The organism is Streptomyces sp. NPDC047515, from assembly GCF_040643055.1.
GTDB lineage: Bacteria > Actinomycetota > Actinomycetes > Streptomycetales > Streptomycetaceae > Streptomyces.
Genome location: NZ_JBEYTM010000012.1, coordinates 1 through 17,433 on the forward strand (window position 1 = coordinate 1; position 17,433 = coordinate 17,433).

Annotated in this window: 16 protein-coding genes and 3 pseudogenes; 10 read left to right on the top strand and 9 right to left on the bottom strand. The window is 69.9% G+C overall.

All coding sequences use genetic code 11. The annotated features are described in order from the left end of the window. Positions 1–434: 434 nt before the first annotated feature. Positions 435–779 carry a peptidase inhibitor family I36 protein gene (locus tag ABZ826_RS12705; RefSeq protein WP_361446668.1) on the top strand — a complete coding sequence of 115 codons (345 nt, stop codon included), beginning with the start codon at positions 435–437 and terminating at the stop codon, positions 777–779. Positions 780–1,351: 572 nt separating this feature from the next. Here ABZ826_RS12705 and ABZ826_RS12710 read toward each other — a convergent pair. From ABZ826_RS12710 to cdgB, 4 genes and pseudogenes are all read right to left on the bottom strand, one after another. Next, positions 1,352–1,543: pseudogene (locus ABZ826_RS12710) on the bottom strand (IS1380 family transposase); the annotation flags it as partial. Positions 1,544–1,564: 21 nt separating this feature from the next. Then, positions 1,565–1,798, bottom strand: a complete 234-nt coding sequence (locus ABZ826_RS12715) for a group II intron maturase-specific domain-containing protein (RefSeq protein ID WP_361446670.1) — start codon at positions 1,796–1,798, stop codon at positions 1,565–1,567. Between the two features lie 3 nt (positions 1,799–1,801). Further along, positions 1,802–2,734: a CBM35 domain-containing protein gene (locus tag ABZ826_RS12720; RefSeq protein WP_361446333.1), complete on the bottom strand. Its 933-nt coding sequence runs from the start codon at positions 2,732–2,734 to the stop codon at positions 1,802–1,804. Positions 2,735–2,886: 152 nt separating this feature from the next. Then, entirely contained in the window at positions 2,887–4,530 is a 1,644-nt protein-coding gene (cdgB, locus tag ABZ826_RS12725; RefSeq protein ID WP_361446335.1) for a diguanylate cyclase CdgB, read from the bottom strand. Positions 4,531–4,898: 368 nt separating this feature from the next. On the opposite strand from cdgB, the gene ABZ826_RS12730 reads away from it, so the two are divergent. Then, positions 4,899–5,405, top strand: coding sequence for a flavin reductase family protein (locus ABZ826_RS12730; RefSeq protein ID WP_361446337.1), 507 nt, complete (start codon positions 4,899–4,901; stop codon positions 5,403–5,405). 75 nt (positions 5,406–5,480) lie between these two features. Here ABZ826_RS12730 and arfB read toward each other — a convergent pair whose 3' ends face one another. After that, positions 5,481–5,915 (bottom strand): alternative ribosome rescue aminoacyl-tRNA hydrolase ArfB, encoded by a 435-nt coding sequence (arfB, locus tag ABZ826_RS12735; protein ID WP_361446339.1) that lies wholly within the window; start codon positions 5,913–5,915, stop codon positions 5,481–5,483. A 272-nt stretch (positions 5,916–6,187) separates the two neighbouring features. On the opposite strand from arfB, the gene ABZ826_RS12740 reads away from it, so the two are divergent. Both ABZ826_RS12740 and ABZ826_RS12745 read left to right on the top strand, forming a co-directional pair. After that, positions 6,188–6,763 (top strand): TerD family protein, encoded by a 576-nt coding sequence (locus ABZ826_RS12740; RefSeq protein ID WP_361446341.1) that lies wholly within the window; start codon positions 6,188–6,190, stop codon positions 6,761–6,763. Positions 6,764–7,017: 254 nt separating this feature from the next. Then, positions 7,018–8,598 (top strand): M4 family metallopeptidase, encoded by a 1,581-nt coding sequence (locus ABZ826_RS12745; protein ID WP_361446343.1) that lies wholly within the window; start codon positions 7,018–7,020, stop codon positions 8,596–8,598. Positions 8,599–8,624: 26 nt separating this feature from the next. Here the strand turns inward: ABZ826_RS12745 and ABZ826_RS12750 are convergent, their stop codons facing one another. Together ABZ826_RS12750 and ABZ826_RS12755 are read right to left on the bottom strand one after the other, a co-directional pair. Then, on the bottom strand, positions 8,625–10,034 hold the full coding sequence (locus ABZ826_RS12750; protein ID WP_361446345.1) for a M1 family metallopeptidase: 1,410 nt from the start codon (positions 10,032–10,034) through the stop codon (positions 8,625–8,627). A 233-nt stretch (positions 10,035–10,267) separates the two neighbouring features. Beyond that, on the bottom strand, positions 10,268–10,828 hold the full coding sequence (locus ABZ826_RS12755) for a heme-binding protein (RefSeq protein WP_361446347.1): 561 nt from the start codon (positions 10,826–10,828) through the stop codon (positions 10,268–10,270). Positions 10,829–11,059: 231 nt separating this feature from the next. On the opposite strand from ABZ826_RS12755, the pseudogene ABZ826_RS12760 reads away from it, so the two are divergent. From ABZ826_RS12760 to ABZ826_RS12780, 5 genes and pseudogenes are all read left to right on the top strand, one after another. Beyond that, positions 11,060–11,626, top strand: a pseudogene (locus tag ABZ826_RS12760) (sensor histidine kinase); the annotation flags it as partial. A gap of 140 nt (positions 11,627–11,766) precedes the next feature. Further along, positions 11,767–12,981: a transposase gene (locus ABZ826_RS12765; RefSeq protein ID WP_361446349.1), complete on the top strand. Its 1,215-nt coding sequence runs from the start codon at positions 11,767–11,769 to the stop codon at positions 12,979–12,981. A 33-nt stretch (positions 12,982–13,014) separates the two neighbouring features. Continuing rightward, positions 13,015–13,618 (top strand): annotated as a pseudogene (locus ABZ826_RS12770) (histidine kinase); the annotation flags it as partial. After that, positions 13,615–14,244 carry a response regulator transcription factor gene (locus ABZ826_RS12775; RefSeq protein WP_361446351.1) on the top strand — a complete coding sequence of 210 codons (630 nt, stop codon included), beginning with the start codon at positions 13,615–13,617 and terminating at the stop codon, positions 14,242–14,244. The pseudogene ABZ826_RS12770 and the gene ABZ826_RS12775, both read left to right, overlap by 4 nt. Before the next feature lie 211 nt (positions 14,245–14,455). Further along, the gene (locus ABZ826_RS12780) at positions 14,456–14,953 is read left to right on the top strand and encodes a hypothetical protein (RefSeq protein WP_361446353.1); all 498 of its coding nucleotides are present in this window, start codon (positions 14,456–14,458) and stop codon (positions 14,951–14,953) included. 20 nt (positions 14,954–14,973) lie between these two features. Here the strand turns inward: ABZ826_RS12780 and ABZ826_RS12785 are convergent, their stop codons facing one another. Continuing rightward, positions 14,974–15,651, bottom strand: coding sequence for a pentapeptide repeat-containing protein (locus ABZ826_RS12785; protein ID WP_361446355.1), 678 nt, complete (start codon positions 15,649–15,651; stop codon positions 14,974–14,976). A gap of 175 nt (positions 15,652–15,826) precedes the next feature. Between ABZ826_RS12785 and ABZ826_RS12790 the strand changes: the two genes are divergently transcribed. Continuing rightward, positions 15,827–16,828 carry a zinc-binding dehydrogenase gene (locus ABZ826_RS12790; protein WP_361446357.1) on the top strand — a complete coding sequence of 334 codons (1,002 nt, stop codon included), beginning with the start codon at positions 15,827–15,829 and terminating at the stop codon, positions 16,826–16,828. A 129-nt stretch (positions 16,829–16,957) separates the two neighbouring features. On the opposite strand, the gene ABZ826_RS12795 is transcribed toward ABZ826_RS12790, so the two are convergent. Next, complete coding sequence (locus ABZ826_RS12795) at positions 16,958–17,431, bottom strand: GNAT family N-acetyltransferase (RefSeq protein WP_361446359.1); 474 nt, start codon at positions 17,429–17,431, stop codon at positions 16,958–16,960. Positions 17,432–17,433 lie beyond the last annotated feature (2 nt).

Consider the following 17,433-nt stretch of genomic DNA (forward strand, 5'->3'; position numbering starts at 1 on the left):
CAGCCACCGGGCCAGGCACCACGACGTCGGCAAGACCGTCAAACGCGCCGAATCGATCAAAGAACACCAAGCCCGCCCACGTTAAACGCCAAGCTAAGCAAGCTAAGCAGATCACCAAGCGCGCCCAGTGCAACCAGGGCCTACACATCCTTCACCGCTCCTACGACGGGTAACCGTATGCAAAGAATCAGCCATAGATGCATATGCCGAGAGTAGGTGACGCCCGCGTCGAGGTCGCCAAGTATAAGGGGAACTATCCACCTAACCAGGGCATTCCTGGGTCGAGAAAATCGGAATAGATCACGCAAATCGACTAGGAAGGGTTTCAGGCTGACATCCTTGCCGTGCCTTTACTTAAAGGTGTGGATCCGTGAAAGATCTACACGCAATCCCCATGCGGGGGAGTCATTAGATAGAGGGAACCTCATATGAGCATGCTCAGGAAAAGCCTGACGACCGCGGCTGTGGCCGGCGCATTGCTGGGCGGCAGCTTTGTCACCCCGGCTGCGGCGGCTGATCCCAATACCTGTCCAAAAGGGTACTTCTGCGGATGGTCGGGAACGAACAGGACTGGAACCAGGACCGTCTACTTTCAAGACCCCGGCTGCTATCCCTTCAAAACTGCCCGGTCCGTCTCAAACCAGACGTCCTATCGCATAGTGCTCTGGCACATCAGCACCGGCTGCGGCCAGGGCACCAAGCTAGTCACTCTGAAGCCGGGTACCTACTCGGACAACACCGGTTCCACCGTTACGGGGGTTGAAGTCTGGAAAAATTAGCCTCGCTGTTTGGTTGAGATGAGGCGGCGTCGCCTATCACCAGCTGTTGGGTGGCCGAGGTAATTTAAAGGTTCTTGAACAGGGTGGAGTCCCGGCGCGGTGGTTGGGTTCTCCGGGGTCCTCGGGGCGTGGGCGGACGGGAGTTTGCCGGTCAGCCGACGGGTCGGGGCAGTGCAGCGAGGCGATGGAAATGCGTGGCCAGGCGCAAGGGGCGGGAACTGCGCCGGGCGAACGAGGCCCTGTGGACGGCCTCGGCTTTTTTCGCCGCGCAGCTCGACCCGACCCAGGTGAGGGTGCTCAACGACGAGCACCCTCACCTGGGAGTCGAGCCTACTCCGGGAACTGCACATCCCTTCCTCCACCTACTACCGGTGGCGCCGCGCGAAGAAGGAGCCGTGCGAACGGCACCACCGGGACGCCGAGCTGACCGTGAAGACCCGGCAGGTCCACGAGGACTCCGACGCGATCTACGGCTCGCCACGCGTGCATGCCGTCCTCAAGCGCGAGGGCGTTTCATGTCGGCCGCAAACGGGTCGAGCGGCTCATGCGCGAAGCCGGTCTCGCTGGTGGTCCCGCAGTACGGCCAGATCCGCAATGGCCTCGCCGCCATCGGCGAGCGTCACCGCCAGATCAGTGGCGATCCGGCCCGGATCATGCCCAGTCCCGCGCGGCCGAAGCGGCCTGAGCGCGGTGGAGTACGCGGCGGTGAGGCCGGTGGCATCAGCGAGATCCGCCAGCAGCCGTGCCCCGGCGTGCCCGACCACCCCCGAACCATCGGCACTGACCTAGATCTTCGGGTGCCTGTGCAGAGCCCACCGGTGGGTGAGCTGCCACAGGTAGGAGTCCAGCGAGACGGAGACCTCCTTGGACACCACCGTCTGGTGGTAGGCCGCCCACCCGCGAACGATCGGATTGATCGCCCGCAGGATAGCGAGGGTCTCCGCGCCCCTCAGGGCACGGATCTCCTTCCTCTCCCGGGTTCGGACACCAGGAGAGGCCGCAAAGCGTTCGCCCTCAATGGGCTAACCGTTCGCAGGGGTGACTTCCAGCCAATCCAGGATCACGTCGCACTGATTCCCTTCCTGGCACGAGATGCTGATCTCGTTCTCACCCTTGATCAGGTCGACCGGCGCCCAGGTGGTCTGCCAGTTCTTTTCCCAGTTCGAGTCGGACGAGTGGATGAAGTTCTTGAGGCCGATGGGCTGCGAATTCGGCTTGCCGTTCACCGTCAGCGTTGCATTAGCGTCCTTGGCCGGAATCGCATAGCGCACCGTCAAGCGGTACTTGCCTTCCTCCTCTATCGCTGCCTTCCACGTCACGGATGACCCAACCGCGTTGAAGCCCGTGACGTATGAGCCGTTCGGGCCTTCCGCGCCCTTGACCGACTGGCTGACTTCCGCCGAACCGCCGAGCTTCAGCGTCGCCGCGTCCTGCTTGGGCAGCTCGGCCGGTGCCTCGGAGCTCGCGGACTCCTTGGGCTTCGGGGACTCCTGCACCTGGCTGCCGGGGTCGGCGGAGGAGGTGGCCTCGTCCTTCTTCTTGTCCTTCTTGTCGTTGCCCGTCAGCAGCGCGGCACCGATGCCGATGAGCACGACCAGGACCACCGCGACCGCCCCGATCAGCAGGCCCTTGGTGTTCGGGCCGCCCTTGCCGGGGCCGCCCTGCTGCTGGACCTGCGCGGTGGGGGCGCCGGGGTACGTCTCCGGGGCCGCGTACTGCGCGTTCGGCTGGCCGTACGCCTGCTGGTGCGGCACCTGCTGCCCGTACTGGCGCTCGCCGACGGTCCGCACCTGGTTGTAGGAGGTCCGGGGCACACCGGGCTGCGGAGCCGCCGGAGGGTAGCCGTAGCCGCCCTGCCTCGGCGGCTGGGCGCCCGCTGCCTGTCCGTCCTCGTACAGGTAGCCGAACGGATCGTCGTCCTCGGGCGTGTTTGCGCCGTTGTTCCCGGCCGTCATCCCTGGGTCACTCCTCACCATGTCGCCAGCCGTCGCCGAAAATTGCCAGCCGTGGCCGACCGGCCGAGCCTACCCCGAACGGCTCGCACCAAGAATTGCCGTCGCCCGTCCCACGACCACCTCCAGGTGCAGGAACGGCGCCGCCGTGAACATCAGCCGGCCCTGCGGTGAACCTTCGCCCGGGACCGCTTCTCCACGTACATCCGCTGATCCGCGGAGCGCAGCACCTCTTCGGCGGTCATGCCGCAGGCGGCCCAGCCGATGCCGAAGCTCGCCCCGACGCGCACCGCCCGGCCGTCGACCCGAATGGGCGGAATGATGGCGTTACGGAGGCGTACGGCCAGGTCCGCGGCGTCCGCGGCGCCGAGTCCGTCGGCGAGCACGACGAATTCGTCACCCCCGAGCCGAGCGACGGTGTCGCCGTCGCGGACACAGGTGGTCAGGCGCCGGGCGACCTCGATCAGCACGGCGTCGCCGGTGTGGTGGCCGAAGCGGTCGTTGATCGACTTGAAGCCGTCGAGGTCGCAGAAGAGAACCGCGAGGCCCTTCGCCCCGTCGTCGTTCTCGGTGTCGGGTGCGACGGCATGCACATGATGGTCGTACGGCCCGCCGGGCGCCGCGTCCACGTCGTAGCCGTGCGTCCGCGCGTCCGGATCGTCGGTGTCGCCGTACGCCGCGTCCAGCGCCTCGACCGCGGTGGTGGCCACCGAGTGCGGGCGCTCGCAAAGCCGGGAGCCGAGCCGGGAGCGCAGTTCGGCGCTGTTGGGCAGACCGGTGAGCGCGTCGTGCGAGGCACGGTGCGCGAGATGCAGCTCGTGCCGCTTGCGCTCCTCGATGTCCTCGACGTGGGTGAGCAGGAAGCGCGGGCCGTCCGCGGTGTCGGCCACGACGGAGTTGCGCAGCGACACCCAGAGGTAGGTGCCGTCCCGCCGGCCGAGCCGCAGCTCGGCTCGACCGCCCTCGGCGGAGGTGCGCAGCAGGGTGCCGATGTCCTCGGGGTGGACGAGGTCGGCGAAGGAGTAGCGGCGCAGCACGGACGCCGGGCGGCCGAGCAGCCGGCACAGGGCGTCGTTGGCGCGCAGCAGCCGGCCGTGCTGGTCGCCGCCCATCTCGGCGATGGCCATGCCGCTGGGTGCGTACTCGAAGGCCTGGCGGAAGGACTCCTCGCTGGCCCGCAGCGCCTGCTGCTCCCGCTCCAGACGGACCAGGGCGCGCTGCATGTTTGCTCTCAGCCGGGCGTTGCTGATCGCAATGGCCGCCTGCGACGCGTACATCTGGAGGGCCTCACGGCCCCAGGCGCCGGGGCGGCGGCCGTTGCGGGGGCGGTCGACGGAGATGACGCCCAGCAGATCGGGGCCGCCGCCGGACGCGTACATCGGGGCGTAGAGGCGGTCCTGGGGGTGCCACTCGTCCTCGAAGCGGGGATCGGGCCCGTCGGTGTGCCACTGCGGTACGTCGTCGTCGAGGAGGACCCAGCCGTCGGTGTGGGGTATGAAGCGGAGCTCGTCCCACTCCTCACCCATCGAAAGCCTGCGCTCCCAGGAGCTGCGCGAGCCGACGCGGCCGGTGATGAGGGCTTCCGCCGCACTGTTGCCCGCGAAGGCAGCGACGACGAGATCGCCGTCGGCACGGACCAGGTTCACGCAGGCCAGCTCGTAGCCGAGACCGGCGACGATTCCGTCGGCCACGGTCTGCAGTGTGTCGGCCAGGCTCCGCGCCGTATTGAGATCGGCGACGGCCTGGTGCAGCTGCCGCAGCGTCGCAAGACGGACGTACGGCTCCGACTCGGCCTCCATTGCTCGCACTCCCCGAGACCTCGACAGCACTCCAGGTTTCATATCGACGTACTTGCTGCAGTGTCACGGCCACTGAATCACAGTGAGCTGTGTAGTCGGTACACAGGGTCAGCAAATATTGCACTCTGTGACTCAAGTCACAAGAGGTGGTAAAGGGGTGAGAGTGTCGCGCGGCTGCGGTCCGTCCTTTTCTTGAACGCAAATCCGGGCGTTGCAGCACCGGGCCGCCGGGGCCGTGACCGGGGTCCTAGGACCGGCCTGGTCCCCTGGTCCGATGCGGCGGGACGCCGGGCGCGGCTAGCGTGCCGGGTGTGTTGCAGACGAAATCTCCCGCCCCGCGTTCCGAGCCCATCCCCCATGCTGAGGGGGTGAGCAACGATGAGTTCCGTGGCGCCCTGGCCCGGCTGGCCGCCGGAGTGGTGCTGATCACCGCCGAGGAACCGCCCCTGGACGAGAACGGACGCGGCGAGGACGTCGGGATGACGGCGACCGCCTTCATGTCGGTGTCGCTGGACCCGCCGCTGGTCATGGTCAGCCTGCGCAACGGCTCACGGATGGACGATCTGCTGGCGGAGCAGCCGCTGTGGGCGGTCTCCGTGCTCGCCGAGAGCCAGCGGCACATCGCCGGACGGTTCGCGATGAAGGGCCGGATCAGCGACCGGCTGCTGTTCGAGGACATCCCCTTCTCACGGGGAGAGATCACCGGCGCGCCGCTGGTCGGGGGCGCGCTGGCCACGCTGGAGTGCCGCACCGAGCAGCGGGTCCCGGCGGGCGACCACATGCTGGTGATCGGCCGGGTGCTGAGCGCGGCCCTGCCGAGCGGCGACGGGGCGCCGCTGACGTACTTCCGGGGGCGGTATCGGCAGTTGGGGTGAGACTCCCCGACCGACGACGCGCGGCCGGAGCGTCCGTGCTCCGTCACCAATCACGGCCAAAGTGCCCGCGCGTCGTCACCAGTCGCGGCCGGAGCGCCCGCGCTTCGTCTCGCCGCGCTGCTTCTTCTCGCGCAGCCGTCGTTCGTTGATACCGCGCGGAATCCTGGTCTTGCGGCGCGGCCTCGGGGGCGGCGCCGTGGCCTCGGCCAGCAGGGAGGCGAGCCGTACGAGCGCCGTCTCCCGGTTGCGCCATTGGGAGCGGTGCTCGGACGCCCGTACCGCGATCACTCCGTCCACCAGCCTGCCCTCCAGACGCTGAAGCGCCCGCTCCTTCCACACGTCGGGAAGCGATGGGGTCGCCGCGAGGTCGAAGCGGAGCTCCACCTGGGAGTCGCTGGTGTTGACGTGCTGCCCGCCGGGCCCGGAGGACCGCGAGAAACGCCACATGAGCTCGGCCTCCGGCAGGGAGACCGAACCGCGGATGACATAGGGCCCGGACATGACACCCATGTTCCCCGGCCCAGTGGGCGTTCGTCACCTTCTTTTGCCGCACGGGACGGTCCGGCTTTCGCGTACGGAGTGGCCGGAGGGGCTTCGGCACAGGAGCGGGGGCCTCGGCGGGCAGGGGGGCCTCGGCGGGCAGGGGGCCTCGGCGGAACGGGGGATTTCGGTAAAGAAAGTAAAGGGAGCAGGAACCTCCCGGTCCCTTGTCCGCGTTATGACCTGTGACGGTAGCTTCTCGATGGCATGAAGCCCGCACTCGACGATGAAAGGGACTTCCCATGGCTGTAAGCCTGTCCAAGGGCGGCAACGTCTCGCTCACCAAGGAGGCCCCGGGCCTGACCGCCGTCACGGTCGGCCTCGGCTGGGACGTCCGCACCACCACCGGCACCGACTTCGACCTCGACGCCTCGGCGATCGCGGTGGACACCGGCGGCAAGGTCGTCTCCGACGGCCACTTCGTCTTCTTCAACAACAAGTCGACGCCGGACCAGACCATCGTCCACACCGGTGACAACGTCACGGGCCAGGGCGAGGGCGACGACGAGCAGATCAACGTCAACCTGGCGGGCCTGCCGGCCGAGGTCGACAAGATCGTCTTCCCGGTGTCGATCTACGACGCCGAGACGCGCAGCCAGAACTTCGGCCAGGTACGCAACGCCTTCATCCGCATCATCAACCAGGCCGGCGGCACAGAGATCGCCCGTTACGACCTGAGCGAAGACGCCGCCACCGAGACCGCCATGGTCTTCGGCGAGCTCTACCGCAACGGCGCGGAGTGGAAGTTCCGCGCGGTCGGCCAGGGTTACGCCTCGGGCCTGCGCGGCATCGCCCAGGACTTCGGCGTCAACCTCTGACGTTCCTGCAGCCAGTAGATCCGTACACACCGGGAGCCCCCGGCCGCGTCCCCTGCGGCCGGGGGCTCCCGCGTGTCTGCGCGATGTTGCACAACTACCCCTGGGTTCCGCCGAATAGCGAACACAAGCGCACCCCATTCGGACAAGAAGTAGTCAAAAAAATGTGAGGCATTTGTTAGTGCACCGTCAATCTTGGTCATTCGGTGGCACGCTCTCCGCTCGTAACCCCCCACGGAACGAGCAACGGAGAACACATGACCCCCCACATGAACACCCGTCGCGCCGCAGCCCTGGCCGCCGTGGCCGCGATGGTCGTCGTCGGCGTCCAGACCGGTTCGGCCAACGCCGCCCCGGACAACGGCACCGACGGCCCCTCCGCCTCTCGCAGCGCCGTCCCCTTCGGCGCGAACAGCGCGTCGCAGCGCACCGCCGCCATCGAGTCCGCCCAGACCGACGCCTCTTCGACCGCCGACTCCCTCGGTCTCGGCAGCAAGGAGAAGCTGATCGTCCGTGATGTGATCAAGGACGCCGACGGCACCGTCCACACCCGCTACGAGCGCACCTACGCCGGGCTCCCGGTCATCGGCGGCGACCTGGTGACCCACACCGCTCGCGGCGGCAAGCTCAAGGGCGTCACCAAGGCGACCAAGGCCCGGATATCCGTGCCGTCGACGACGGCGAAGATCAAGACCGCGGCCGCCGCCCGCAAGGTGATCTGGGCCGGCGACGACAAGCCCGTCCTCGCCTTCGAGACGGTGCGGACCGGGGTGCAGAAGGACGGCACGCCCAGCAGGCTGCACATCATCACCGACGCGACCACCGGCAAGAAGCTCCAGAGCTACGAGGCGATCGAGACCGGCATCGGCAACAGCCAGTACAGCGGCCAGGTCGATCTGACGACCACCAAGACCGGCTCCGGTTTCGAGCTGACCGACGGCGACCGGGGCGGCCACAAGACGTACGACCTCAACCAGGGCGAGAGCGGCACCGGGGCCCTTGTCACGGACGACGACGACACCTGGGGCGACGGCACCGGCAACGACCGCCAGACCGCCGCTGTCGACGCCGCCTACGGTGCGGCGAAGACCTGGGACTTCTACAAGTCGGCGTTCGGCCGCGACGGCATCGCCGGTGACGGCAAGGCCGCGTACTCGCGGGTCCACTACGGCGACGCGTACGTCAACGCCTTCTGGGACGACAGCTGCTTCTGCATGACGTACGGCGACGGCGCCGACAACAAGAGCGCCCTCACCGCTCTCGACGTCGCGGGCCACGAGATGAGCCACGGCCTGACCGCGTCCACCGCCAACCTCGACTACGTCGGCGAGTCCGGCGGTCTCAACGAGGCGACCAGCGACATCCTCGGCACCGCGGTGGAGTTCTCCGCCGACAACAGCACGGACGTCGGCGACTACCTCATCGGCGAGAAGATCGACATCAACGGCGACGGCACCCCGCTGCGCTACATGGACGAGCCGAGCAAGGACGGCGGCTCCGCGGACTACTGGGACAGCAGCGTCGGCGACCTCGACGTGCACTACTCCTCCGGCGTCGCCAACCACTTCTTCTACCTGCTGTCCGAGGGCAGCGGCGCGAAGACGATCAACGGCGTCGACTACGACTCCCCGACCGTCGACGGCTCCACGGTCACCGGCATCGGCCGGGACAAGGCCGTCCAGATCTGGTACAAGGCCCTCTCCGAGTACATGACGTCGACCACCGACTACGCGGCCGCCCGCACGGCCACCGAGAAGGCGGCGACCGACCTGTACGGGGCGGACAGCGCCGAACTCACGGCCGTCGACGCCGCTTGGAGCGGCGTCAACGTGAAGTAGCGCCAACGGTCGTGCACGGGAGCCGGTCAGCCCTCCGAGGCGGGCCGGCTCCTGCCGTACAGCCAGGTGTTCCACAGCTTCGTCAGATCCTTGCCGGTCGTCTTCTCCACATAGGCGGTGAAGTCGGCGGTGGACGCGTTGCCGTGCCGGTGGGCCTTCGTCCAGCCCTTGATGAGCGCGAAGAACCGCTTGTCGTCGTGCACGGCCTGCCGGATCTTGTGGATGACCATCGCCCCGCGCCCGTACACCGGCGCCTGTGAGATGTCCGCGGCCGTCGGTGGATCGGCGGGCGGAAAGGCCCAGTTGTCGTCGTCCTCGAAGGCGGCGTCGAACCGGTCCTGGACCGGGTTGTCCTCCTTGTCGGCCTCCCACATCCACTCCGCGTAGGTCGCGAAGCCCTCGTTGAGCCACATGTCCCGCCAGCTCTCGGGCGTGACGGAGTCCCCGAACCACTGGTGGGCCATCTCGTGGACGAGCAGCCCGGTGCTCGGCGGGCCCGGGAAGTACGGCCGGTTCTGGGTCTCCAGCGCGTATCCGGCGTCCCCGGGACGCCCGACGATCGCGCCCGTGGCGGAGAAGGGGTACGGGCCGAAACGTTCCGCCTCCCATTTCACGACCTCGGGAACACGGGCGAGCACCCGCGCGCTGTCCGCCGCCACCTTCGTGTCCGCGGCGGTGAACACCTTGATGCCGTCCGGGGTGGTCGACGACTTCGTGTCGAACCGGCCGATGGCGACCGTCGCGAGATAGCTCGCCATCGGTTCGGCGACGTGCCAGTGGTACGTGGTGGTGCCGCCCGAGGTCGCGCGGGACGCCAGCTCGCCGTTGGAGACGGCCGTCAGCCCCTTGGCGACGGTGACGGTGATGTCGTACGACGCCTTGTCGCTCGGGTAGTTGTTGCCGGGGAACCAGGCCATGGACCCGGTCGGCTCACCGAGCGCGACCGCTCCGTCCGCCGTCCTCAGCCAGCCCTCCTTCGACTTGTCCGGGTCGGTGATGGTCTGCGGGGAGCCGGAGTAGTGGACGAAGGTACGGAACGTCCGGCCCTTGCGCAGGTGGCTCCCGATGTCGGCGTCGGGGCGCAGCGTCAGCTCGTGGCCGGCCCGGTTGACGGCGGCCGGGCGGCCCTCGACGGTCGCGGACTGCACGGTGAGCCCGGCGAGATCCAGGTTGAAGGCGCTGAGGTCCTGGGTGGCGCGCGCGGTGATCGTCGCGGTGCCGCGCAGCCGGCGGGCGGGCGCGTCGACGTCGAGGGCGAGGTCGTAATGCGTGACGTCGTAACCGCCGTTGCCGAGCTTCGGGAAGTACGGGTCGTGCAGACCGGCCGCGCCGGGGGCGCCTTCGACACCGCCGGCGCAACCGGTCGAGGTCGTCAGAACCAGCAGGGCGAGGACGGCGGCTCGTGCCTTGCGGCGAACCGGTGTTCGGTGATCCACACACGTGATCCTAGGCGCGCGGCGTCCGAACGCGGGGTGCGGACGCGGCGGACCGGCCGGGCGCGGGGCGCGGTGGGCCGGCTGGGGGAAGCGGGCCGGGCGGGTGCGAGGGGGAAGGACGCGGGGCCCCCGCCCGGCCTGCCGGTCCCTCAGGCCTGCCCGGTCTGCCCGGCGCTCAGGCCCGCCCGTCCCTCAGGCCTGCCCGGCCTGCGCGCGCGTTCGGGCCGCTCGGCCTACTTGGCGAGGGCTGCGACACCGACCGTCGCGAACTTCTCGTCGAGGTCGCCGCTGGGGGCGCCGGCCACGCCGATGGCCGCCACCGGGGCACCCTTGACCTGCACCGGGGCGCCGCCCGCGAGGAACAGGGTGCCGGGGATGTCCTTGAGGGTCGGGGCCTGCTGCAGGCGCTTGGCCAGCTCGGAGGTGGGCGCGTTCCAGGAGACTGCGGTGTACGCCTTCTTCACGGCCGACTCGTACGCCTGCGGGCCCGCGCCGTCGCCGCGCAGCGTCACGATGGTGTTGCCGTTGCGGTCGACGACGGCGACGGCGACGGCGACACGCTGGTTCTCCTTCTGCGCGGCGTCGAGGCTGGCCTGCGCGGCCTTGGTGGCGGCCACGGTCAGGTGGGTGGTCTGCTGGAGGTTCCGGTTCGAGGTGTCGGCCTGGACGGCGGCGGCGGGCGCGGCAGCCGGGGTGGAGGCGTTGGCGGACATGGCGCCGAAGGTCCCGGCGCCGAGTGCGACGGCGGCGACGGCACCGGTCAGGACGCGGGTACGCGGCGACAGCTTCTTCATGGTGGGTTCCTTCGGCAGCAGTTCGGTGGGTGAGCTTCTTCCGCTCTGTCATCGATCCTCCGGCCGCACAGGGCGCCGTACGGTCGACGAACCGGCTCGATGCCACGCGCGGGACGGCCGACGGCCCCATCGGCCGATCGGTTGATGCGGGGGTGGCCGTCCGGGGCGACCATGGACGTGTCCGTGCAGGTCAGCAGTGCCGACGACGACAGTGAGGAGCGAGGGCACAAGGTGAAGCACCGAACCCGATCGGCACCCGGCACGGTCACGGGCCGAACCGACGGCACCGGCAGGGGAAGGGCCGGTGGCACCGGCACGGGACGGACCGGCGCCACCGGAGCACGCGGGAGCGGCGACCCGGACGCACGCCGGCTCACGTTCCTGATGCACGCCGCGTTCTTCCTGCTGCTCGGCGCCTCGCTCGCCCGCTTCCTGCTGCGGCACCCCGGCGAGGGCCGCACCCCGTGGATCATCGCGCTCTCCGTCGCGCTGGCCGTGCTGTACGTGCTCGGGCCGGTGCTCGGTTCGCGTCCCACGCCGCGCAGCCTGGTGTGGCTGGGGGTGCTGGTCGCCGTATGGATGGTGCTGGTGGCCCTCGCGCCGAGCTTCGCGTGGTGCGCGGTCCCGCTCTTCTACACCGGGCTGCGGATCCTTCCGCCACGCGCCGCACTCGTGCTCGTCGCCCTGCTCACCCTGTTCGTCGTCGCCGCGCAACTGCGGCTGGCCGAGGGTTTCGACCCGAACCTGGTGCTCGCACCGCCGGCGGTGGCGGCCGTCGCCACAGCGGTCTTCGTCCATCCCTGATCTTCGCGGGGAATCCCGGCCTTCAGGCCGGGCGGGAATGCGATCCTTGGACCGGAGGCGCGGAGCGCCGGAGTGCTCTGCGTTGTCAGTGGCGCCAGCTATGTTGATCGGACTGACCGAAGGGGGGTGGCTGGGTGATTCGTGCGTACAAGTTCCTCATGCGGCCCACCGTCCGGCAGGGCCAGGCGCTCGGTGAGATGCTGCGAGATCACTGCTCGCTCTACAACGGTGCATTGCAGGAACGGCGTGATGCCTACCGTCATGTATCGAAGACGAGCATCAAGTGCGGGATGCAGTCGGCGCAGTTGAAGGATATCCGGGCGTTCGACCCGGAGCGTCAGGGGCGTTGGCCGTTCTCCTCGCAGCAGGCGTCCTTGCGCCGGTTGGACAAGGCGTTTGCGGCGTTCTTCCGGCGGATCAAGGCTGGGGAGACGCCTGGATACCCGCGTTTTCGTGGGGTGAACTGGTTCGACACGGTGGAGTTCCCGAAGGACGGGGACGGCTGCCGCTGGGATTCCACCCCGCACGACTCTGTCGCCCGCGTGCGCTTGCAGGGTGTCGGACATGTCAAGGTCAACCAGCATCGGCCCGTAGTGGGCAAGGTCAAGACGGTCAGCGTCAAGCGCGAGGGCCACAAATGGTTCGTCGTACTGACCGCCGAGCAGGAGCGGCCCGAGCCACTGCCGCCAGCGGGCAGCGTGGTCGGCATCGACCTGGGCATCGCCAACTTCCTCGCCGACTCCAACGGCGGGTTCGTGGAGAACCCCAGGCACGGACGCCGCGCTGCCGCGAGGCTCGAAGCCGCCCAGCAGGCGCTGTCCCGGTTCCCGCGCCGCAAGGCGAAGGACCGCACCGCCAACCACCGGCGGGCCGTGGAGCAGGTCGCCAAACTGCATGGCAAGGTGCGCTGTCAGCGCCTGGACCACACGCACAAGACCGCCCTCGGCCTGGTCCGCGCGCACGACTTCATCGCGCACGAAGATCTCAAGATCCGCAACATGAGCAGGGCCCCCGCCTCCAAGCCGGACCCCGACCAGCCGGGCACCTTCCTGCCCAACGGTGCCGCCGCGAAGGCCGGGCTGAACCGCTCGATCAACGATGCTGGTTGGGGTGTGTTCCTGACGATCCTGCACGCAAAGGCTGAAAGCGCCGGGCGGGAAGTGATCGCCGTGGACCCCCGCAACACCTCCCGTACGTGCCCCGAATGCGGGCACACCGCGAAGGAAAACCGGCCCACACAGAAGAAGTTCCACTGCGTCGCGTGCGGCCACAGCTCACACGCCGACACAGTCGGGGCTCTCAACGTCCTACGGGCCGGGCTGGTCCGTCGCGAAGCCCAACCGGCATAGCGAGAAGCCCCGCTCTTCAGGGCGGGGAGGAGTCACATGCAGCGTCAGGCCGTGCGGCAGCGCGAACTGATCGACGACCTGCTGCGCACCCGCCGCGAACTGGCCGCCACCGAACGCCGCGAAGGAACCCTCGCGGAACGCCAGCGGCTCTCGATGGAGATCCACGACACCCTCGCGCAGGGCCTGTCCAGCCAGCAGATGCTGCTCCAGGCCGCCGACCGCACCTGGGACGCCGACCCGGCGACCGCCCGCCGCCATGTCCGTACGGCGACGGGCATCGCGGAACGCAATCTCGCCGAGGCCCGCCGCTTCGTCCACGACCTGGCCCCGGCGGATCTCGCGGAGGGCGGCGGCCTGGAGGCGGCGTTGCACGCACTGGCCGCACGCGAGACCGCGCAGGCGCAAGGGCGGCTCGCCGTCCGCTGCCATGTGGAGGGGGAGCAGCACACCGCACCGCCCGACCGCGTGCACCCCCGGGCCCGGCGACGGCGTACGCGGCCACGGGCTGCCCGCGATGCGCGCCAGGCTGCACCAGCTCGGCGGCGCACTGACGATCGAGTCGGCACCGGGCGAGGGTACGGTCCTGTCCGCCGCCGTCCCCCTCACGCCCGCCCCCGCCCCGGAGGCCCCCGCATGAACGTGAAGCCGCCCGTACGCATCCTGCTCTGCGACGACCACGCCGTCGTACGCGCCGGGCTGCTCGCGCTGCTCGGCAGCGAACCGGACATCGAGGTCGTCGGCGAGGCCGGCAGCGGCGAGGAGGCGGTCGCCCTGGCCGCCAAGCTCACCCCGGACGTCGTCCTGATGGACCTCCAGCTCGGCGAGGGCATCGACGGCGTCGAGGCCACCCGCCGCATCGCCGCCACCGAGGCCCACGTCCTGGTCCTCACCACGTACGACACGGACGCCGACATCACCCGCGCCATCGAGGCGGGGGCCACCGGCTATCTGCTGAAGGCCGAGCGCCCGGAGGAACTGTTCGCCGCGATCCGCTCGGCCGCCCAGGGCCGCACCACGCTCTCCCCGCCCGTGGCCAGCCGTGTCATGGCCCGCATGCGCAAGCCCCGGCCCGGCCTCACCGACCACAAACTCGACATCCTGGCCCAGCTGTCCCAGGGCCTGGGCAACCGGGACATCGCCCGCGCCCTGTTCATCAGCGAGGCCACGGTGAAGACCCACCTGGGCCGCATCTACGACAAACTCGGCGTCGACACCCGCGCGGGCGCCGTCGCCGTGGCGAAGGAGCAGCGGCTGCTCCCGTAGGCCGGCCCCGAACGGGACCCCCCGCGACAGCCACGCGTCGGCGACCGCCCCGGCCCCGACGGCTCTGCCCGCCTCCAGATCGCGCGGGCCGGGGTGTCCGCCGGACCGGCCCCGGTGAATCCGGCGAAGACCGCCGCAGCATCGGCCTCACCCGATCGAGCAGTCACCGGCCCCGGCGTTGACGTGTGCTCGGGCATGACACCATCGAACCGTGCTCGATATCGGCTACTCCCTCTCCCGGCGCTTCCCCGATCCCCCGCAGACCGACTACCGCCGCGCGGACGTCCACGCCCTGCGGCACGACCTCTTCTCCGGGGACGTCTACCTCGCGGACACCAAGGCGGACCGCGAGGTGTCCACAGCCTGGGGATGGGTGCCGGTGCTCGACTTCGCGTGGGCGCTCTGCGACATCGTCGAGCAGATCGACCAGGACCCGCGCGGCAACCGCTCGCACCGGCCGCAGTTCGCGGAGCTGGACTTCACGGAGTCGTCCGACCGGATGCTCTTCGAACGCCGCTTCGGCTGGGTCGACGTCGAGGCCGACTGGATGCCCGGCGACGAGCCCCCGCTCACCTTCAACCACGCGATGCTGCGCCGCGAGGCCCGCGACTTCCTGCACGATCTGATCGCCGACCTCGCCGACATGCACGAAGGTCTCGCCGACAATCCCGTGATCTGGGACCTTCAGGCCCGCTTCCCTCGTGTCTGATCCGGGTGCCGGCCCGGCGGCTACGCCTCCACCCGCACCCCGATCTGCGCCGCGAACGCCGGAGCCAGCTCCATCAGCTGTGCCGGGCTGATCACCGCACCCGCCAGCCGCTCCACCCCGCGCGCGATGTCCAGCTCCGCGACCGTCCGCAGGTCCACCGCCTCCATCCGTACGGAACTGAAGTCCGCCCGCTTCAGCACGCAGTCGCGGAACTCCACCCGCACCAGCTCCGCGCCCCCGAAATCCGGCTCGGACAGCACACAGCCCTCGAACACCACGTCCTTCAGCCGCGCCTTCCGCAGATTCAGGTAGTCGATCTTCCCGCCGCGCACCAGCACCCGCTCCAGCACCGCGCCGTGCAGCTGCACCCCGCCCAGCCGCGCGTCCACCACCTCCACATCCCGCAGCGACGCCCCCGCGAGATCGGTGCCCACCCCCCGTACGCCCGTCAGCACCGAGTCGATGAAGCGGGCCCTGACCAGCTCCGTACGGTCCAGTGCGCAGCCGTTCAGCGCACAGTCCATGAACCGGGCACCCGGCCCCGCCCCGTCCGCCAGATCCGCCCCCTCGAAGCACACCCCGTCGTAGTCCCCGTCGGGCTCCAGCCCCTCCCCGTCGTACGGAACGAGCGGGGGCAGCCGCACCTCCGGCCGCCGTGCCGTCGCGATGGTGTCCGTCTTCCTGCTGCTGCGTGCCATGCCCCCATCGTGACCCACCCCGTTGACAACGCCCCTCGCGGCGGCGGGAGGAACGGAACAACCACGGCGCCACGACAGGACTTGACCTCAAGCGGACTTGAGGTCGGAGGGTGGCTCCACAGGTCCCGCAGGACCTGCCCGCCTCCACAGCGGCCGACACGACGGGGAGTCCACCGTGCATGCCATTCGTCTTCATACCTTCGGCCCGGCCGAGAACCTCGTCCACGAGCGGACCGACGACCCCCTGCCCGGCCCCGGCCAGGTCCGTATCGCCGTGGCCGCGGCAGGCGTACACCTTCTCGACACGGCTCTGCGCGAAGGCATGAGCGGCCCGTTCCCGGCCCCCGCCGAGCTGCCAACCATCCCCGGCCGCGAGGTCGCCGGCCGGGTCGAATCACTCGGCGAGGGAACCGATCCCGGCTGGCTCGGCCGGCGCGTCGTCGCCCATATCGGCATGGTCCCGGGTGGCTACGCCGAACTCGCCGTCATCGACGCCGAGAAGCTGCACCCGGTCCCGGACGGCCTCGACGAAGCCGCGGCCGTCGCCATGATCGGCACCGGCCGTACCGCCCTGGGCATCCTGCAGTTCACCGAGCTCGGCCCCGGCTCCACCGTCGTCGTCCCGGCGGCGGCGGGCGGCATCGGCACCCTGATCGTGCAGTACGCCAAGAACGCCGGGGCCACCGTCATCGGCCTCGCCGGAGGCCCCGCCAAGGTCGCCGCCGTCCGGGCGAACGGTGCGGACCTCGCCGTCGACTACACGCTCCCCGACTGGGACCGGCAGGTCCGCGCCCACCTCGACGGGCTCGGCCGCCGCGCCACCGTCGTCTACGACTCCGTCGGGGGGACCATCGGCCGGGCCGCCGTCGACCTCCTCGGCGCGGGCGGACAGCACATCGTGTTCGGCTGGGCCGGCGCCGGACTCCACGACGGAGCCCCGCTCACGTTCACCGACGAAGAGCTCGCCGAACGCGGCATCACCTCCGAGAGCGTGCTCGGCCCCGTCATGATGGCGAAGGCGGGCGGTCTGCGCGTCCTCGAAACCCGTTCGCTCGCCGAAGCCGCCGCAGGCCGGCTCCGCCCCGCCGTCCAGCGCTTCCCGCTCGCCGAAGCGGCCGCCGCCCACCGCGCCCTGGAGACCCGGGGCACGATGGGCAAGGTCGTCCTGATCCCGTAACCCGGCATCCGCCGGCCGAGCGGCCCCCGGGGCCGACCGCCTCCCGTGGGCCAGCAGGTCCATGACCCGGCATCCCGCGCCCGAGCGCGCCTTCCGGCCCGGCCGCCTCACGTGGACCGGCGGGGTCCGTCACCCGCCGAGCTTCGTCAACGCCCCGTCCGTCAGCCGGTACACCGTCCACTCCTCCTGCGGCCGCGCGCCCAGCGACTCGTAGAACGCGATGGACGGGGCGTTCCAGTTCAGCACCGACCACTCCAGGCGCTCGTAGCCCCGCGCCACGCAGATCCGCGCCAGCTCCGTCAGCAGAGCCTTCCCGTGCCCGCCACCGCGCCGCTCCGGACGTACGTACAGGTCTTCCAGGTAGATGCCGTGCACCCCGCGCCACGTGGAGAAGTTCAGGAACCACAGTGCGAAGCCGACCACCTCGCCGTCGTCGTCCGACTCCGCGATGTGCGCGTACGCGGCGGGCCGCTCGCCGAACAGCGCCTCGTGCAGCTGTTCCTCGGTGGCCCTCGCCTCGTGCAGGGCCTTCTCGTAGTCGGCCAGCTCACGGACCATGGCGTGGATGACGGGAACATCGGCAGGGGTGGCGGTACGAATCATGA

Excerpts from the sequence above, each read along its gene's own strand:
- ABZ826_RS12705 (WP_361446668.1), top strand. The coding sequence starts at position 435 with ATGCTCAGGAAAAGCCTGACGACCGCGGCTGTGGCCGGCGCATTGCTG.
- ABZ826_RS12720 (WP_361446333.1), bottom strand. The coding sequence starts at position 2,734 with ATGACGGCCGGGAACAACGGCGCAAACACGCCCGAGGACGACGATCCG.
- cdgB (WP_361446335.1), bottom strand. The coding sequence starts at position 4,530 with ATGGAGGCCGAGTCGGAGCCGTACGTCCGTCTTGCGACGCTGCGGCAG.
- arfB (WP_361446339.1), bottom strand. The coding sequence starts at position 5,915 with ATGGGTGTCATGTCCGGGCCCTATGTCATCCGCGGTTCGGTCTCCCTG.
- ABZ826_RS12740 (WP_361446341.1), top strand. The coding sequence starts at position 6,188 with ATGGCTGTAAGCCTGTCCAAGGGCGGCAACGTCTCGCTCACCAAGGAG.
- ABZ826_RS12745 (WP_361446343.1), top strand. The coding sequence starts at position 7,018 with ATGACCCCCCACATGAACACCCGTCGCGCCGCAGCCCTGGCCGCCGTG.
- ABZ826_RS12755 (WP_361446347.1), bottom strand. The coding sequence starts at position 10,828 with ATGAAGAAGCTGTCGCCGCGTACCCGCGTCCTGACCGGTGCCGTCGCC.
- ABZ826_RS12775 (WP_361446351.1), top strand. The coding sequence starts at position 13,615 with ATGAACGTGAAGCCGCCCGTACGCATCCTGCTCTGCGACGACCACGCC.
- ABZ826_RS12785 (WP_361446355.1), bottom strand. The coding sequence starts at position 15,651 with ATGGCACGCAGCAGCAGGAAGACGGACACCATCGCGACGGCACGGCGG.
- ABZ826_RS12795 (WP_361446359.1), bottom strand. The coding sequence starts at position 17,431 with ATGATTCGTACCGCCACCCCTGCCGATGTTCCCGTCATCCACGCCATG.